A 15,473-nucleotide genomic window follows, 5' to 3' on the forward strand; every position below is an offset into this window, starting at 1 on the left:
AGCGGGGACCGTCCGGTCCGGACAGCCCCCGCCCGGTTCTAGCCCGCCCGGTCCTGGCGGAAGGCGGCCAGCGGGTTGGCCAGCCTGCCGGCCATCGCCAGTCCGCCCGAGGGATCGGCAAGGTCGAGCATGTTGGAGTTGTTGCGCAGCTGGAGCCGGTTCAGGCAGGAGAGGTCGAAATCGGCCGCAAAGAGGTCATGGCGTTCGAAGGCCTCGGCCAGTTCGGGGTGGTCCTGCTGGTAGCCGTGGAGCACGGCGGCCACGGTGCCCCAGAAGCCGTCCTCGTCCAGCTGGCCGTCCTCCACCAGGATCGCACTCAGGAACCCGAAGATGCAGTCGAAGACGTCGGTGAAGACGGCCAACACCATTTCACCCTCGGGGATGGCTGCCTTGATCCGGGAGATCTCCTCCGGCACGGCGAGGAGGTCTCCCATCAGGACGATCTCCTCGCCGATGTCCTTCATGATGGCCCGCACCGGCACACCGTCCTCCAGCACCAGGATGGCGTTCTCACCATGGGGCATGAACGCGAGTTCATAGCGGTAGAGGCAGTGCACCACGGGCACCAGATACGCGTGCAGGTACCGCCGCAGCCATTCCCGGGCGCCCAGGCGCGAGCGCCGGATCAACGCCGAGACGAACGGAACGCCGTCGTGGTCCACATGCAGCAGCGAGGCCATGGTGGCCAGCTGCTGGCCGGGCGCCAGCAGCGGCAGCGGGCTTTCCCGCCAGAGTGCGGAGAGCATCTTCCGGTAGGGGGAACCGTGCTCGGAGGCGTTCTCGTAGTGGCCGTTGTGGTAGCCGATGGTGGCACACTCGCGCAGCATGGCGGGCCCGTGGTGCGCCAGGGTGGCATCGGAGCTGATCAGGGCATGGAGCCAGTCGTTGATGGCGGGGGTGGCCTTCATGTACTGCGGCGAGAGCCCGCGCATGAAGCCCATGTTGAGCACCGACATGGCGGTCTTGACGTAGCAGCGCCCGGGTGCCGAAACGTTGAAGAAGGTCCGGATGGACTGCTGCGCCTGGTACACCTCCTCGACGGGCCCCAGCGGCACAATGCGCCGGGCGGCAATCTCCGCCGCGAAGGTCACCGCGATCTTGTTCTCCCACTGCCAGGGGTGGACGGGCATCAGCAGGTAGTCCAACGGATCCAGCCCCTGCCCCGCCAGCAGTGCGTCAAAGTGCGCCAGCAGGTCTGCGCCGAGCTCGGCGCCCAGATGTGCCGTGGCGTCCAGTCCGGCGCTCGCGGTGAAGACGGCCCTGGACCGGTGCACGGCCAGCCACTGGAGCCGGACCGGGGCGCCCGCCTCCGGGGCAAAGGCCAGATAGTCCTGGATGCCAAAGCCGAGCCGGCCGTTGTTGGCGACGAAGCAGGGATGGCCCTCCGTCATCGACAGTTCGATCAGTTGGAAATCTGCCGCGGGATCGTCCCCGCCGCTGGCACCTGCGGCCAGTTCGGCCGAGCCGGCGCCGGCCGCATATTGCTTGTAGGCATGGCTGGCCAGCGTGGAACTGATCTCTTCCAGGTACACCGGCAGCATCTGGGCATCGATGCCCAGGGAGCCGCGGAACTCCGCCACCAGCTCCATGGCGTCCAGGGGCAGCGCGTTTCCCCGGGCGTCGGTCTTGCGGATCGAGGCGGCCTCGATTGCCCAATGGTCCAGCCGGAGGCGGCGGGCGCTGAAGCGGTAGGCAACGGCGCCGTCGTCGCTGGCAAGCCAGTACTGCCCCCGGCCCGCGGGACCGCCCTGGAGCAGCTTGGGGCTGAGTAGGCGCTCATGGGAGAACTCGGCCAGGGCCTTGCGCGCCAGATGCCGGTTGGCGGCCGCCCAGCGGCCGGGGGTGAGGTGTGCGACGGCGGCCGCCTCGGGGCGCTCGGGCACCAGGAGGGCGGGGGAGTGGAGGGCGGCGGTGGTCATCGGTGGGTTCCTCCGGAAACGGTGGGTGCGGGGGTGGCGGGCGCAGGGACGGGGCGCGCCAGCAGCCGGCGGGCGTCGTTGAAATGCCTGCGGGTGCACAGGCTCAGCCAGGCTTCCTTGTCCGGCAGCTGGATGCGGGCCTGCCGGCGGAAGCCCAGGCGCTCATTGAGCCCATGGATCTTGGCGTTGGCGGAGTCGGGCTCCACCACCACGCGGTCCACGGCAGGGTCGGCGAAGATTTCGGCCAGCACGGCGGCCATGACATCGGTGGTGAACCCCCCTCCGGGGCTGCACCGGCGGGCCCACCAGCAGGTGCATGCCCACATCGGCTGCCCGCGCGTCGTACAGTCCCGCCAACGGGGACCGGGCCGGATCGTAGCGTTCCATCAGGAACGCCGGGGCGCCGTCCGCCAGGCCCAGCAGCGCCACGTGGTGGCCGCTGGCCTGGATTTGCGCATACTCCCGCTCCACCTCGGCAACACTGGCTGACGCCATGCCCCAGAACCGGGCATAGTCCAGGGTCACCCAGGAATGCAGCAGCGCCGCGTCGGCGGACGGGTCCACGGGCCGGAAGGTGAACGTCATGCCGGCACCCCCACCCGGGACGGCACGCCAAAGTGCGCGAACGCAATGCTCCGCTCCATCGGGTAGATCTCCTTGCCGGCGACCTCGCGGAGGATGGCGGAGTTGCGGTAGGCGGCCATGCCCAGATCCGGCGTCACGAATCCATGGGTGTGCAGTTCCGCGTTCTGGACAAAGATGTCCCCGTCGGTGCCGATCCCGTAGTTGCGGTCCACGTCGAACCTGCCCCGCGCGTCGCGGCGGATCCGGCCGGCGATGCCGGCCAGGAAGGCCGGTTCACGGTAGGTGTAGCCGGTGGCGAGCGCGACGGCGGCACTGTCCAGGCTGAAGTCCTCCGCCAGTTCCTGGTGGTGGAGCGCGAGCGTGTGGACGCCGTCGGCCGGGCTGTATGCGGCACCGGTGAGCGCCGCATGCGTCAGCAGGCTGGTGCGGACCGGGCCCGCCAGACTCTTGGCATAGAGGAGGGCGTAGATGTCGTTGATGAGCGCCTCGTCGATGCCCTTGTAGAGGTTATTTTTGGCTGGCGTTGAGCCGGTCCCGGGTCGGGGCCGGCAGGGCGTGGAAGTAGTCGACGTACTCGGGCGAGGTCATTTCCAGCGTCAGCTTGCTGTATTCCAGCGGGAAGAACCGCCCGGACCGGGTCACCCAGTTCAGCTGGTAACCGTGCACATCGATCTCGGCCAGCAGGTCGTAGTAGATCTCCGCGGCGCTCTGGCCCGAGCCGCCGATGGTGATGCTGGGCTGGCGCTGGAGTTCGGCCTTGCGGGCCAGGTAGTCGGCATTGTGCAGCACCACCCCGCCGGCGCCGAGCATCCCGGCGGCCGCCGCTGGCACGTACGGGCTGGTGCCGGTGCCCAGCACCAGGTTCCGGGCCAAAAACCGCGCCGGCCCCTCCGGTCCGAGCGCGTGGACGGTGTACACGCCGTCGGCAAAGCCGATGTGCTGAACATCCACACCGAAGTTCACCCGGGGGAGCTGGCTGGCCACCCACTGGCAGTACTGGTTGTATTCGGCCCGCAGCGGGTAGAAGTTTTCCCGGATGTAGAACGGGTACAGCCGCCCCGTCTCCTTGAGGAAGTTCAGGAACGAGTAGGGCGAGGTGGGGTCCGCCAGGGTGACCAGGTCGGCCAGAAACGGGACCTGCAGATGCGCCGCCTCCAGCATCATGCCCGGGTGCCAGTCAAAGCCGCTCCGGCGCTCGAGGAAGACGGCGTCGATCTCCTCCAGCGGTGCGGCCAGGGCAGCCAGCCACAGGTTGAAGGGGCCAACGCCGATCCCGGCAATGTCGTGGATGCGGTCCGTGGGGGTGCCGTGCGTGCTCATGCGGCACCGCCGGAAATGCTGGCCGCGGCGTCCGTGCGCAGGGCTGCGCCGGTGCGGCGCAGCAGCTCGACAATCTGGCGGAGGTCCCCGAGGGTGGTCTCGGCATTGAGCAGGGTGAACTTCAGGAAGTGCCGCCCGTCCACCGTGGTGCCCGCCACCACTGCCTCGCCGGAGGCGAAGACGCTGGCGCGGATCCTCGGATTCAGCGCGTCGGCCGCGTCCTCGTCCATGCCCGCGGGCCTGTAGCGGAACACCAGGGTGCTCAGCGCGGGTGTGGCCGCGAGGTCAAAGTCGGGGTCCTCGGCAAGCAGGCCGCCGGCCCGGGCGGCCAGATCGATCACCTCGTCGAAGAGGGCGCCCACGCCGTCGGCCCCCATCGTGCGCAGGGTCAGCCACAGCTTCAGGGCGTCAAAGCGCCGGGTGGTCTGGATGCTCTTGTCCACCTGGTTGGGGATGTCCGCCTTGGCGGCACTTTCCGGGTTCAGGTAGTCGGCGTAGTAGGTGACGTGGCCCAGGGTTGCCTTGTTCCGCACCAGGATGGCGCTGGAGCTGACGGGCTGGAAGAACGTCTTGTGGAAGTCGATGGTGACGGAATTGGCCAGCTCGATGCCGTCGATCAGGTGCCGGTGGCGGGTGGACACGATCCGGCCGCCACCGTAGGCGGCATCCACATGGAACCAGCTGCCGTAGGTCCGGCTGAGGGCGGAGAGCTCGCGCAGCGGATCGATGCTGCCAAAGTCGGTGGTGCCGGCCGTGGCTACGATGGCCATCGGCACCAAGACCTCGGCGTGGCAGGCGGCCAGTTCCGCCGCCAGCGCCGCGGGGTCCATCCGGCGGTCTTCCCCGCAGGGGATGGTGACGACGGCGTCGTAGCCCAGGCCCAGCATGGAGGCGGACTTGGCGATGCTGAAATGGCTCGCCTGTGAGGTGAAGATCCGCAGCCGGTCCAGCAGGGCCGGCAGGCGCAGTCCGGCGGCCGCCGGATCCAGCCGGAGCCGGGCCACCGTGTGGTTGCGGGCGATCAGCAGGGCCTGCAGGTTGGACTGCGTCCCGCCGCTGGTGAACACGCCGTCGGCGTCGGGCCCGAGGCCGATGTGCTCGGCGGTCCAGTCAATGAGGCGCCGTTCGATCATGGTGGCGCCGGCGCTCTGGTCCCAGGTGTCCAGCGAGGAGTTCACCGCCGACAGGACTGCCTCGCCCACCAGGGCGGGAATGACGACGGGGCAGTTCAGATGTGCCGCATAGCCGGTGTCGTGGAAGTAGACGGCGTCGCGCAGGCAGAGGGTGTCCAGCTCGGCCAGGGCCGCCGCCGTGTCCGCCAGCGGCGCCGCCAGGTCAACGGCAGCCACCTGGGCGGCCAGCTGGGCGGGGGTTGCGCCGGTGAAGGGGGCGGTGGTGCGCGCCACCTTGGTGGCCACCAGGTTCACCCCCTGCAGGACGTCGGCCACATAGCGGGCGCTGTTGCCGGCGTTGAACAGGTAGTTGGTCGCGGCCAGGGCCCGTTCCACTCCCGAGCCGAAATCGTGCTCGGCGGGTGGCAGGTGTTGCGTGTGGGGCAACGGTGTCACTGTAGAAATCCTTGCTGTCGGTAACGTTGGCGCTTTGGCTAAGCACAGCCTCGCCTTACTTAGGATTACCTTTACGTCAAACTACTATGACGTAATTACCGAAAGTGGAGGTGTTTGACGACCGGCCGCGGGTCAGCCGATCCAGCGGTATTCGCTTTCCGGCCGCCCGCCCGTGCCGTAGCGGGAACCGCGGTGTGCCCTGGACGATTCGGCCAGGAATTCCAGGTACCGCCGCGCCGTGACCCGGGACATGCCCAGTGCCTCCATGGTTTCCGTGGCCGAGACCGGTCCGGTGCTTCCGCGCAGCAGGCCGACGACGGCGGCCAGCGTGTCCTCTTTCAACCCCTTGGGCAGCGGTGTCTCGCCGGGGGTCCGCAGGCTGGCGAAGGCCGAGTCCACGTCCTGCTGGGAGGCCTTGGCGCCGGTGGTCTCCAGCTGCCGGCGGAACTGGCGGTAATTGGCCATCTTCTCCGCGAAGGCCGCGTAGGTGAAGGGCTTGATCAGGTACTGCACGATGCCGGCGGAGACGGCGCCGCGCACGATGGCCAGCTCGCGCACCGCCGTGATGGCGATGATGTCCACGCCGTAGCCGGCGCTGCGGATCCGCCGGCTGACATCCAGTCCGTGCAGATCCGGCAGGTTCATGTCCAGCAGGATCAGCTGGATGGGTGCTCCGGCGGTCTGGGCATCCTTGAGCGCGTGCAGCGTGCCCTGGCCGTCGTGGGCCACCGCTGCCACGGCGAAGCCCTCCAACCGGCGCACATAGGCCGCGTGGGCGTCGGCGGCAATCGGCTCGTCATCCACCACCAATACCCGGATAACGTCTGCGGAGCCGCCGGTCCTAGCGTCCATGGGGGTCCTCCTGGGTGGCCGGTGCTTCGGCCGGTGCGGGGCCGGCCGGCAGCACCACGGTGAAGACGGCGCCGGGGTTGCTGCGCACGGACAGCGTCCCGCCCAGCCGCTGGACGGCCTGCTGCACCAGGGCCAGCCCGATGCCCCTGCCGTAGCCATCGCTGCCCTTGGTGGTGTAGCCCATCCGCAGCAGCCGCTGGGCCGCCGCTGCATCGATCCCGGCTCCACTGTCGGCCACCTGCAGCACCACCTCGTCCGCGGTGGCGTCCATGGAGACCTCCACCCAGCGCGGCTCGGTTCCGTCGGCGGCGGCATCCAGGGCATTGTCGATCAGGTTCCCCACTACCGTGACGACGTCGTGGGCGCTGAGGGAATTCCCCGTGCCCGTGGCGCCGGCCGCAATGCGCAGCTCGATGCCGCGTTCACTGGCTTGTGAAATCTTTCCCATCAGCAGTGCGCCGGCGACGGGCTCGTCCACGCCGTTGAGGACTGTGTCGGCCAGCCGCTGGCTGAGCTGCAGATCCGCCGTCGCAAACTCCAGCGCCTGCTCCGTGCGGCCCAGCTCAAGCAGCGAGACCAGGGTGTGGATCCGGTTGGCGTGCTCGTGGGTCTGGGCGCGCAGGGCATCGGTGAGCGTCTTGGAGGAGCGCAGTTCGTCGTCGAGCGCCTTCAACTCGGTGTGGTCCTGCAGGGTGGCGACGGTGCCGATCACCCTGGGTTTGCCCCGGCGGGCCGCGGTGCCCGGCTCGTGGGCCTCGTCCTGGGAGACCACCAGCAGGCGGGTTGGCATCAGGTGCAGCTCCTCGCGGGCGGTGCGGCCGCTGCGCAGCAGTTCGGCCAGGCTCGGGGTCAGGTCCAGTGCCGCCAACCGTGGCGCGGGCTGCCCCTCGACGGGCGCCGGAATGCCCAGCAGCGTGGCCGCCTGGTCGTTGTACATCACCAGCTCGCCCCGCGGGTCCACCAGAACCAATCCGTCGCGGACGCTGTGCAGGACGGATTCGTAGTAGACAAACAATTGGCCCAACCGCTCCGGACCCCAGCCCAGCGTCACCCGGCGCAGGTAGCGGCCCAGCAGCCAGGCCAGCAGCGAGCCGCCCGCCAGCAGGGCCCCGGCCATGCCGACGACGGCGGGGAGCCGGGCATTGAGCGCCACCTCGAGGTTGCTGACCGTCACGCCCGCGGCCACCATGGCCACCACGTGTCCGCCGGCGTCCTTGACCGGCACGATCGCTCGCACGGAGGGGCCCAGCGTCCCGGGCGTGGTCTCGGTGTAGCTGTTTCCGGCGAGCGCCTGGTCCACGGAGCCGATGTACGGTTTGCCGATCTGGGCCGGATCGGGGTGCGTCCAGCGCGTCCGGTCCGGGGCCATGATGGTGATGAAATCCGCCTTGGCGTCGGCCATGACCTTTAGGGCATAGGGCTGCAGCGCCGCGGAGGGGTCCGGGGCGGCGGCGGCCTGTTCCACGTAAGGGTTGTCCGCCACGGCGGTGGCAATGGAGAGCATCCGCTCCCCGGCCTGGCTGTACGTGCGGCCCTTGGCATCCAGCAGCACGGCCGTGGACACCAGGGCGGCCACCACCAGGACAAAGAGCAGGTTGCCGACGAACAGGCGCCGGGCCAGGCTCCACCGTGCAAAGTGCATCATTGCACCCCTTCTGCCGAGCTGTCGTTCCGCCGTCGCCCTACGAGTCTTTCATGCGCATCCACTCCATGGTGGCAGGACGTCCATGACCAATATGACCGCAAGGGTGAGCAAAGTCACAAACGGGGCCACTGTTGAACAGAAGCGGTTCCACCACCGTCCCACCCAGCCCAAGCCCCACCCATCAGCCTAGATCAAGGAGTCATCATGAGCTCTCAACGTGGAGAGTCAGCAGTGCAGTCACCGGTCCGCCGCCGCGGATTGGACAAGACGCACTGGCTGTACCTGGCGGTCATCGCCGCCGTCGTCCTCGGCGTCGCCGTCGGCCTGGTCTTCCCCGGCAAGGACGGCTTTGCCGCCCAATTGAAGCCGCTGGGTGATGGCTTCATCTCCCTGATCAAGATGATGATCACCCCCATCATCTTCTGCACCATCGTGCTGGGCATCGGCTCCATTGCCAAGGCGGCCACCGTGGGCAAGGTGGGCGGCATGGTGCTGGTGTACTTCGCCATCATGTCCACCTTCGCCCTGGCCATCGGCCTGGTGGTGGGGAACTTCGTGCCGATCGGCGCCGGCCTGCACCTGCAGGACGCCGTGTACAAGGCCACCGCGGAGGCCAGCACCACCCAGGAGTTCGTCCTGGGCATCATCCCCACCACGCTCTTCTCCGCGCTGACCACCGGCAACATCCTGCAGACGCTGCTGATCGCCCTGCTCACGGGCTTTGCCCTGCAGCGCCTGGGCAAGACCGGCAAGGCAGTCCTCACCGGAATTGCCCACCTGCAGGCGGTGGTGTTCCGGATCCTGATGATGATCATGTGGCTGGCCCCCGTGGGCGCGTTCGGTGCAATTGCCGCCGTCGTCGGGCTGACCGGCTGGAAGGCCGTGGGCTCCCTGGCATTGCTGATGGGCGCCTTCTACCTGACCTGCGCGCTGTTTGTGGTGCTGGTGCTGGGCGGGCTGCTGAAGCTGGTCACGGGCGTCAACATCTTCAAGCTGATGCGCTACCTGGGCCGGGAATACCTGCTGATCGTCTCCACCTCCTCCTCCGACGTCGCCCTGCCCCGGCTGATCGCCAAGATGGAGCACCTGGGCGTCTCCAAGCCGGTGGTGGGCATCACCGTCCCGATGGGCTACTCGTTCAACCTCGACGGCACCGCCATCTACCTGACCATGGCGTCGCTGTTCATTGCCAACGCCATGGGCAAGCCGATGGACCTGGCCTCGCAGATCGGCCTGCTGGTGTTCATGGTGATCGCCTCCAAGGGCGCTGCCGGCGTCACCGGTGCCGGGCTGGCCACGCTGGCCGGCGGATTGGCGGCGCACCGGCCGGACCTGGTGGGCGGCGTGTCCTTCATTGTGGGCATCGACCGCTTCATGTCCGAGGCCCGCGCCCTGACCAACTTCACCGGCAATGCCGTCGCCACGGTCCTGATGGGCACCTGGGTCAAGGAGATCGACAGGGCCAAGGTGGACCGGGTGCTGGACAAGCTGGAGCCCTTCGACGAATCCGCACTCCTGGAGGATGGCCACGGGCCGGCCCGGGACTTGCCGGAAGATGGCCAGCCCGCAGACGACAAGTCCGTCAACGATGGCGCGTCCAAGGGTGCGCTGGAGCCGGCCGCCGTGTAGCCCGCACTCTCCGGCAGCCGCGGCGAGAATGCAGCAGTGGCTCCCTCGGGGTGCCGGATGCGACCACAACCGCATTCCCGGCCGGCATAAACCCCACAAAACGCCTGTGGCCGCGCCGTGGACAAGAAGTCCACGGCGCGGCCACAGGCGTTTGGCACCGGCCAGTTTGGCTGGGTCCTTAACGTCCTGCTGGCTGGGCCCGGCGCCGCAGCCGCGTGCCCCACAGGAACGCCAGCAGGCTGAGCAGCAGCTGCGCCGGATAGGCCACCGACGGCACGCCGCCGGAGACCAGGCAGATCAGCACCGGCAGCAGGGTGATCAGCGTCAGGTCCGGGCCCACCAGGAAGCTACGCACGGCACCGGTGGGCACCGGGCCCATGGCCGTGGACACCGCCGGCATGGTCCAGTCCGGTGCCGGCCGGAAGGCCGCGCGAATGGTTGCGGCGCCCAGTCCGGGACCGGCAAGGACGGCCAGCACCACCAGTGCCGGCGATCCCACGCCCAGCATGGTGAGCAGGACAAAAGCCGTGCCGCACCAGAGCACCATGCCCGTCGCCGGAACCACCCAGTGGACGCGGCGCACGATCCGTTCGGGCAGCGGCATGAGTGCATCCACGCTCGGATTCGAGGCGGCGAAGCGTGCCGTCGCACCCAGTGACACCACTGCGGCGTGGGCGCAGAAATAGACCACCACGGCAACCAGCACGGCATTGCCCAGGAACTGCACGGAGGCCAGGCTGGCGGGAAGTGTGGCCAGGACCAGGGCGCGCAGCAGCCGTGCTGGCTGGCGCAATTGCATGGCCAGCTGGGCGCTGAGCAGCGTCTTGACGGCCCGGGCCATGGCCGTGCCTCGGGGATGGACCAGCCTGATGCGGATCCGCGGGCCGGCGCCGGACAGGGATGCCGGACCGAGCGAGCGGGCCAGCTCGCTGGCGTCCATCGAGAGCACGGACCCGGCCACGTAGCTCGCGGCCAGGGCACTGGCGCGCAGCCTGGCGGTGCTGATCTGCTCCAGCCGGGCGTGCACCCACGCCAGGGCCATGCCGGCGGCGGCCAGCACCACCAGCGGCCACAGCGAGCCACTGGCCACCAGCAGCGGCCACCCGGTGGGCAGCGCCACCATCCAGCCCAGATCCGCCGAGCCGCCGGCGGCGTTGTACAGCGCCGTGGCCACCAGCGACAACGGCGCCAGCACCGTGACGGCACCCGCCACCGGGCGCAGCCATGCACCGCCGCCGGTGATCTGGGCCCACGAGGCAAGTGCGTGCACCAGCACCGCCAGTGCCGCGGCGCACAGCGAGGCCAGCCCCAGCCGGCCGGGGTCGGTGGTGCCTTCCAGGCCCAGGGCCAGGACCAGTGCGACGGCGGCCCCGGCCAGTGCCGGCCACAGCACGGAGCGGATGAATCCGGGCTGGATGAAGCCGCGCCGGTGCACGGGCAGGGGGAGCCACCAGGACGTCTGCGGCACCGTCATGGCAATGGGTCCCAGTGAAAGCTCCACGCCGAGCAGGGCCGCGGCCAGGGTGAGCAGCAGCGTGGCCGCGGCCTGCTCCGGGGCAAGATGTTCAAAGCCTGCCGACACGGCAGAGGCCGCCCAGCCGGGCTCCGCGGCCAGGCCAAGGGATTCGCGCAGCCGCACCACCAGGGCGCCGGACATGACCACCAGCACCAGGGCGCCCAACACGTAGGTGTAGCCCTCGGAGACCAGTTCCATCAGACCGCCCTCGGTGCGGACCAGGCCTGCCCTGAAGGTATAGGTGCGGATCTCCCGGGCGCTCAGCACGTCGGTGGGTGCACTCTTTGGATTGCGTGCCATCGCCGGCCCCTAGTCCGCGTGCGGGTTCTCGGCGGAGATGGCCACGGCGGCGGCCTCCGGCGTCATGGGGCGGATGGTGTCGGCGATGAACAGCGCCCCGGTGGCTGCGGTGCGCACAAACGCGGGATCGTGCGAAACCACCAGCAGTGCCAGCCCGCCGTCCACCTCGGCCCGAAGCCGGGCCGCCAGCCTGGTGCGCATGGCCGTGTCCAGCCGCTGCTCGGGCTCGTCGAGGACCAACAGGGAGCGCGGCCGGACAAAGGCCGCCGCCAGCAGCATGCGCCGGCGCTGCCCGGAGGAGAGCCGGTGCGGCAGCGAGGATTGCTCGCCCGCCAGCCCGAAGAACTCGAGCTCGGCGTCGATCAGTTCCTCCACCTCGGTGGCGCCGTGCCCGGCGGCCACGATCGCCAAATGCTCCGCGACCGTGAGTGCCGGGAAGAAGGCGTCGTCGTCGAACACCTGCGCCACCTCGCGGCGGAACTCCAGCGACCTGTCGTCCACCTCGGCGCCGTGGACAAGAGATGTTCCGCCGAGCGGCTCCAGCTGGCCCACCACGGTTTTGAGCACTGTGGACTTTCCTGCACCATTGGGTCCAATGAGCGCCATTGATTCACCGGCGCGGACCGTGAAGGTGACGGCCCCGCAGACCGGGACCTTGCCATAGCCGCTGAGCAGCTTGTTGGTCTGGACCACCACCGGGGCGGCGGATGCGCGTGAGTTGCTGCGGGGCTTGGAGGCGGGGCTGCTGGGCGTGTTCATTGAGCAGAAGTCTAGGCGCACCGGGCCCGGTGCGCTGGTTCGCAGCCCACCATCCTCGTGGACGCGGCGCCCTGTTTTCCCACCGCATTTATGCGGCGCGGAGGCATATGTTTGGCCGGGGTCAGCTAATTCCGGGTGCAAATCCTGCTTTGTTGATGCGGCGAATGCCACCCAAAATGTTGTCGGCGCTAACCGAATGCCAGGCCGACCGCCGGCCACCTTGGTCCGGCTGCGCTGTCACTTCAGGGTGGGGCAGACGTTCACCGCCGTGCCGGACCCGGAGAGTCCCCGCAATTGCGTGAAATCCAGGTTGAGGGCGTAGTTGACATTGCCCGTTGTCAGGTGGGGCACGTCGAATGCGGGAAGCAGCAGGTGGTTCCGCCCGGTCGAGGTGGCCTCAAAGCGATCGCTCAGAAATTCATGGCGGGAGCCGCCGGGCCGGCGCCCAGCACCAATCCGGCCACGCGGGCCGTCGATAATAGCCAGCGTTTCATGGCGAATTTCCTAGATGGTGATGGTTTGCTCCGTGCTGTATCGGTAGCCGTTAAACATCCACTGGTTTCATGGGGCCAATAGTGAGCGCAGCGGTGCTGGCAATATTCTTCCCGTTTATCCCTTCGCTGCCGAGGGTAAGGAAGGGAAATATGCGTGCTTTGGGGCTGCCCGGAAAGCGGGCCTGGCGATGCCTGGTCCACCAGCGGAACGGGCCGGGTTGAAGCGTGGTGCACCGGAAGGTTCACCCTTCACTTGAGGGTCAAGGCTCACGCGTCTACCGGGGCCGATGTCCAAAAGTTGGTTGCCGTGCGCGGTAACGTAGTGGTCAGGACCGTTAAACGGCGCAGCAGAGGCGAAAGTGTGGATCATTACGTGAGCAACGAGCAGAGTTCAACAACTCTGGCAGGGATCGAGGGCGACTTCGACGACGTCGTGATGGGCCCCACCGGGCGCCCCGTGACGGAATTCCCCGAACCTCCCGTGCTGACCTCGCACGGCCCTGCCCGGGTGATTGCCATGGTGAACCAGAAGGGTGGCGTGGGCAAGACCACCTCCACCATCAACCTGGGTGCCGCGCTGGCCGAGGCCGGCCGCAGGGTGCTGCTGGTGGACTTCGACCCGCAGGGCGCACTGTCCGCCGGGCTGGGCGCCAACCCCCACGAGCTGGACGTCACCGTGTACAACGTGCTGATGGACCGCAAGGTGGACATCCGCGATGCCATCCAGCACACCGACATTGAAAACATCGACATCCTGCCGGCCAACATCGACCTCTCCGCCGCCGAGGTGCAGCTGGTCAACGAGGTCGCCCGCGAGCAGGTGCTGGACCGGGCACTGAAGAAGGTTGAGGACGATTACGACGTCGTCCTGATCGACTGCCAGCCCTCCCTGGGCCTGTTGACAGTCAACGCGCTCACCGCCGCGCATGGCGTCATCATCCCGCTGATCTGCGAGTTCTTTGCCCTGCGTGCCGTGGCTTTGCTGGTGGAGACCATCGAAAAGGTCCAGGACCGGCTCAACCCGCGCCTGCAGGTGGACGGCGTGCTCGCCACCATGTACGACGCCCGCACCCTGCACAGCCGCGAGGTCATCACCCGCCTGGTGGAGGCCTTCGGCGACACGGTCTTCGAAACCGTCATCAAGCGCACCATCAAGTTTGCCGATGCCACGGTGGCCGCCGAGCCGATCACCACGTATGCGGCAAACCACCAGGGGGCGGAATCCTACCGCCGCCTGGCCAAGGAACTGATCGCCCGTGGCGGAGCGCCCTGAGGCACGCGCCACTGGCGGTTTTGAGCTCCGGCTGGACAACTTCACCGGCCCGTTTGACCTGCTGCTGGGCCTGATCTCCAAGCACGAGCTGGACATCACCGACATCGCCCTGGCCCAGGTCACGGACGAGTTCATCAGCTACATCCGTGGGCTGCAGGAATTGGGCCAGGAGTGGGCGTTGGATGAGGCCAGCGAATTCCTGGTGCTGGCCGCCACGCTGCTGGACCTGAAGGCTGCCCGGCTGCTCCCGGCCGGCGAGGTGGACGACGAGGGCGATCTGGAGCAGCTGGAGGCCCGCGACCTGCTCTTTGCCCGCCTCCTGCAGTACCGCGCGTTCAAGCATGCGGCGTCCCTGATGGCGGACAGGCTGGCCGAGGAGGCCGAGCGCTACCCCCGGATGGCGGGCCTGGAGGCCCAGTTTGCCGCGCTGCTGCCCGACCTCGTCTGGCGGCACACCCCTGAGGCCTTCGCCCAGCTGGCCGCCACGGCCCTGGCGCCCAAGGAAGCCGCGCCCACCACCGTGGCGCTGGACCACCTGCACGCGCCTGCCGTGAGCGTGGCGGAGCAGGCCGCCGTCGTGGCCGCCATGCTGGCCGGCGGCCGGCAGCGCTCGTTCGCCGCCCTGACGTCCGACGCCGGGTCCACCCTGGTGGTGGTGGCCCGGTTCCTGGCGCTGCTGGAAATGTTCCGCGACGGGGTCATCGCCTTCGACCAGGACACCCCGCTGGGGGAGCTGCGCATCCGCTGGAGCGCGGACGGCCACCACCACAGCGGGTACATCATGGCCAGCCAATACCGCTTGGCCAGTGGATTTGAACAAAATGGTGACCTTGGCCATGCCGGTGGCGATGGCCGGACCATGGACCTCGACGGCGCCGAGCAGGAGATGATCGCATGAGCACCCCAACACCACGGACGCCCCCCGGCGGCGCCCCGGATGCGCGCGCTGGCGCGGACATAGAGCTGGACGGACTGCCCGGCGGCGCGGCCGCAGCGTTGGAGGCGGTGCTCATGGTGGTGGACGAACCCGTCACCGAATCCCAGCTGGCCGCCGCCGTCGGATTGCCCGCGGAGCAGGTGGCGGGGCTGCTGGCGCAACTGGCCCTCGAATACGACGGTTATACTGGAAAGGTCAATGGTGCGCCACAAACCGGATCCCCAGCAATGGGACTGCCCACGTCACGGCCGAGAGGCTATGAACTGCGGCAACTCGCCGGAGGGTGGCGCATCTATTCGCGTGCCGAATTTGCGCCGATCGTCTCACATTTCGTGGTCGACGGCCAAACGGCACGGTTGACGCAGGCAGCGCTGGAGACCCTGGCGGTGGTTGCGTACCGGCAGCCTGTGACCCGTTCGCAGGTCTCTGCCATTCGTGGCGTCAACGTGGACTCCGTGGTGCGGACACTCGCCCAGCGCGGCCTCATTGAGGACGCGGGCGTGGATCCGGAATCCGGGGCAACCACCTACCGGACCACCGGACATTTTCTGGAACGGCTGGGCCTGGGCAGTGTGGAGGAACTTCCTCTGCTCTCGCCGCACCTGCCCGGGCTGGAACGGCTCCACGAATACAAGGATGCCATCTGAAAAACAGATGGCATGCGGTTTTACCGTCC

12 protein-coding genes and 1 pseudogene are annotated in these 15,473 nt (G+C 68.4%); 4 read left to right on the plus strand and 9 right to left on the minus strand.

Annotated elements, in window-relative coordinates; translation table 11 throughout:
- Positions 1–38 precede the first annotated feature (38 nt).
- From ACQCSX_RS00145 to ACQCSX_RS00175, 7 genes and pseudogenes are all read right to left on the minus strand, one after another.
- Positions 39–1,919: an IucA/IucC family protein gene (locus ACQCSX_RS00145; RefSeq protein WP_427017124.1), complete on the minus strand. Its 1,881-nt coding sequence runs from the start codon at positions 1,917–1,919 to the stop codon at positions 39–41.
- Positions 1,916–2,179 carry a GNAT family N-acetyltransferase gene (locus tag ACQCSX_RS00150; RefSeq protein WP_427017125.1) on the minus strand — a complete coding sequence of 88 codons (264 nt, stop codon included), beginning with the start codon at positions 2,177–2,179 and terminating at the stop codon, positions 1,916–1,918. Before ACQCSX_RS00150 ends, ACQCSX_RS00145 begins: the two co-directional genes overlap by 4 nt.
- On the minus strand, positions 2,082–2,504 hold the full coding sequence (locus ACQCSX_RS00155) for a GNAT family N-acetyltransferase (protein ID WP_427017126.1): 423 nt from the start codon (positions 2,502–2,504) through the stop codon (positions 2,082–2,084). Before ACQCSX_RS00155 ends, ACQCSX_RS00150 begins: the two co-directional genes overlap by 98 nt.
- Positions 2,501–3,824, minus strand: a pseudogene (locus ACQCSX_RS00160) (lysine N(6)-hydroxylase/L-ornithine N(5)-oxygenase family protein). Before ACQCSX_RS00160 ends, ACQCSX_RS00155 begins: the two are co-directional and overlap by 4 nt.
- Complete coding sequence (locus tag ACQCSX_RS00165; protein WP_427017127.1) at positions 3,821–5,392, minus strand: pyridoxal phosphate-dependent decarboxylase family protein; 1,572 nt, start codon at positions 5,390–5,392, stop codon at positions 3,821–3,823. Before ACQCSX_RS00165 ends, ACQCSX_RS00160 begins: the two are co-directional and overlap by 4 nt.
- 132 nt (positions 5,393–5,524) lie before the next feature.
- On the minus strand, positions 5,525–6,244 hold the full coding sequence (locus ACQCSX_RS00170; protein WP_427017128.1) for a response regulator: 720 nt from the start codon (positions 6,242–6,244) through the stop codon (positions 5,525–5,527).
- Positions 6,234–7,889 carry a sensor histidine kinase gene (locus ACQCSX_RS00175; protein ID WP_427017129.1) on the minus strand — a complete coding sequence of 552 codons (1,656 nt, stop codon included), beginning with the start codon at positions 7,887–7,889 and terminating at the stop codon, positions 6,234–6,236. The genes ACQCSX_RS00170 and ACQCSX_RS00175 overlap by 11 nt, the downstream gene beginning before the upstream one ends.
- A gap of 204 nt (positions 7,890–8,093) precedes the next feature.
- Between ACQCSX_RS00175 and ACQCSX_RS00180 the strand changes: the two genes are divergently transcribed.
- On the plus strand, positions 8,094–9,518 hold the full coding sequence (locus tag ACQCSX_RS00180) for a cation:dicarboxylate symporter family transporter (protein ID WP_427017130.1): 1,425 nt from the start codon (positions 8,094–8,096) through the stop codon (positions 9,516–9,518).
- A 178-nt stretch (positions 9,519–9,696) separates the two neighbouring features.
- Here the strand turns inward: ACQCSX_RS00180 and ACQCSX_RS00185 are convergent, their stop codons facing one another.
- Together ACQCSX_RS00185 and ACQCSX_RS00190 are read right to left on the minus strand one after the other, a co-directional pair.
- The gene (locus ACQCSX_RS00185; RefSeq protein ID WP_427017131.1) at positions 9,697–11,334 is read right to left on the minus strand and encodes a DUF6297 family protein; all 1,638 of its coding nucleotides are present in this window, start codon (positions 11,332–11,334) and stop codon (positions 9,697–9,699) included.
- A gap of 9 nt (positions 11,335–11,343) precedes the next feature.
- Positions 11,344–12,093 carry an ABC transporter ATP-binding protein gene (locus tag ACQCSX_RS00190; RefSeq protein ID WP_427017132.1) on the minus strand — a complete coding sequence of 250 codons (750 nt, stop codon included), beginning with the start codon at positions 12,091–12,093 and terminating at the stop codon, positions 11,344–11,346.
- A gap of 867 nt (positions 12,094–12,960) precedes the next feature.
- Between ACQCSX_RS00190 and ACQCSX_RS00195 the strand changes: the two genes are divergently transcribed.
- The 3 genes from ACQCSX_RS00195 to scpB are packed head-to-tail and all read left to right on the plus strand — an operon-like array spanning position 12,961 to position 15,444.
- Positions 12,961–13,860 carry a ParA family protein gene (locus tag ACQCSX_RS00195; RefSeq protein ID WP_427017133.1) on the plus strand — a complete coding sequence of 300 codons (900 nt, stop codon included), beginning with the start codon at positions 12,961–12,963 and terminating at the stop codon, positions 13,858–13,860.
- Positions 13,844–14,758, plus strand: a complete 915-nt coding sequence (locus tag ACQCSX_RS00200) for a segregation and condensation protein A (RefSeq protein WP_427017134.1) — start codon at positions 13,844–13,846, stop codon at positions 14,756–14,758. The genes ACQCSX_RS00195 and ACQCSX_RS00200 overlap by 17 nt, the downstream gene beginning before the upstream one ends.
- Positions 14,755–15,444 (plus strand): SMC-Scp complex subunit ScpB, encoded by a 690-nt coding sequence (gene scpB / locus ACQCSX_RS00205; protein ID WP_427017135.1) that lies wholly within the window; start codon positions 14,755–14,757, stop codon positions 15,442–15,444. The genes ACQCSX_RS00200 and scpB overlap by 4 nt, the downstream gene beginning before the upstream one ends.
- The last annotated feature ends 29 nt before the right edge of the window (positions 15,445–15,473 follow it).

The organism is Pseudarthrobacter sp. P1 (assembly GCF_050156935.1).
In the GTDB taxonomy this organism is placed as follows: Bacteria; Actinomycetota; Actinomycetes; order Actinomycetales; family Micrococcaceae; genus Specibacter.

Bases quoted from the DNA above. Each gene is read 5' to 3' on its own strand.
- ACQCSX_RS00185 (WP_427017131.1), bottom strand. From the start codon at position 11,334: ATGGCACGCAATCCAAAGAGTGCACCCACCGACGTGCTGAGCGCCCGG.
- ACQCSX_RS00170 (WP_427017128.1), bottom strand. From the start codon at position 6,244: ATGGACGCTAGGACCGGCGGCTCCGCAGACGTTATCCGGGTATTGGTG.
- ACQCSX_RS00180 (WP_427017130.1), top strand. From the start codon at position 8,094: ATGAGCTCTCAACGTGGAGAGTCAGCAGTGCAGTCACCGGTCCGCCGC.
- ACQCSX_RS00145 (WP_427017124.1), bottom strand. From the start codon at position 1,919: ATGACCACCGCCGCCCTCCACTCCCCCGCCCTCCTGGTGCCCGAGCGC.
- ACQCSX_RS00155 (WP_427017126.1), bottom strand. From the start codon at position 2,504: ATGACGTTCACCTTCCGGCCCGTGGACCCGTCCGCCGACGCGGCGCTG.
- ACQCSX_RS00190 (WP_427017132.1), bottom strand. From the start codon at position 12,093: ATGAACACGCCCAGCAGCCCCGCCTCCAAGCCCCGCAGCAACTCACGC.
- scpB (WP_427017135.1), top strand. From the start codon at position 14,755: ATGAGCACCCCAACACCACGGACGCCCCCCGGCGGCGCCCCGGATGCG.
- ACQCSX_RS00175 (WP_427017129.1), bottom strand. From the start codon at position 7,889: ATGATGCACTTTGCACGGTGGAGCCTGGCCCGGCGCCTGTTCGTCGGC.
- ACQCSX_RS00150 (WP_427017125.1), bottom strand. From the start codon at position 2,179: ATGGCCGCCGTGCTGGCCGAAATCTTCGCCGACCCTGCCGTGGACCGC.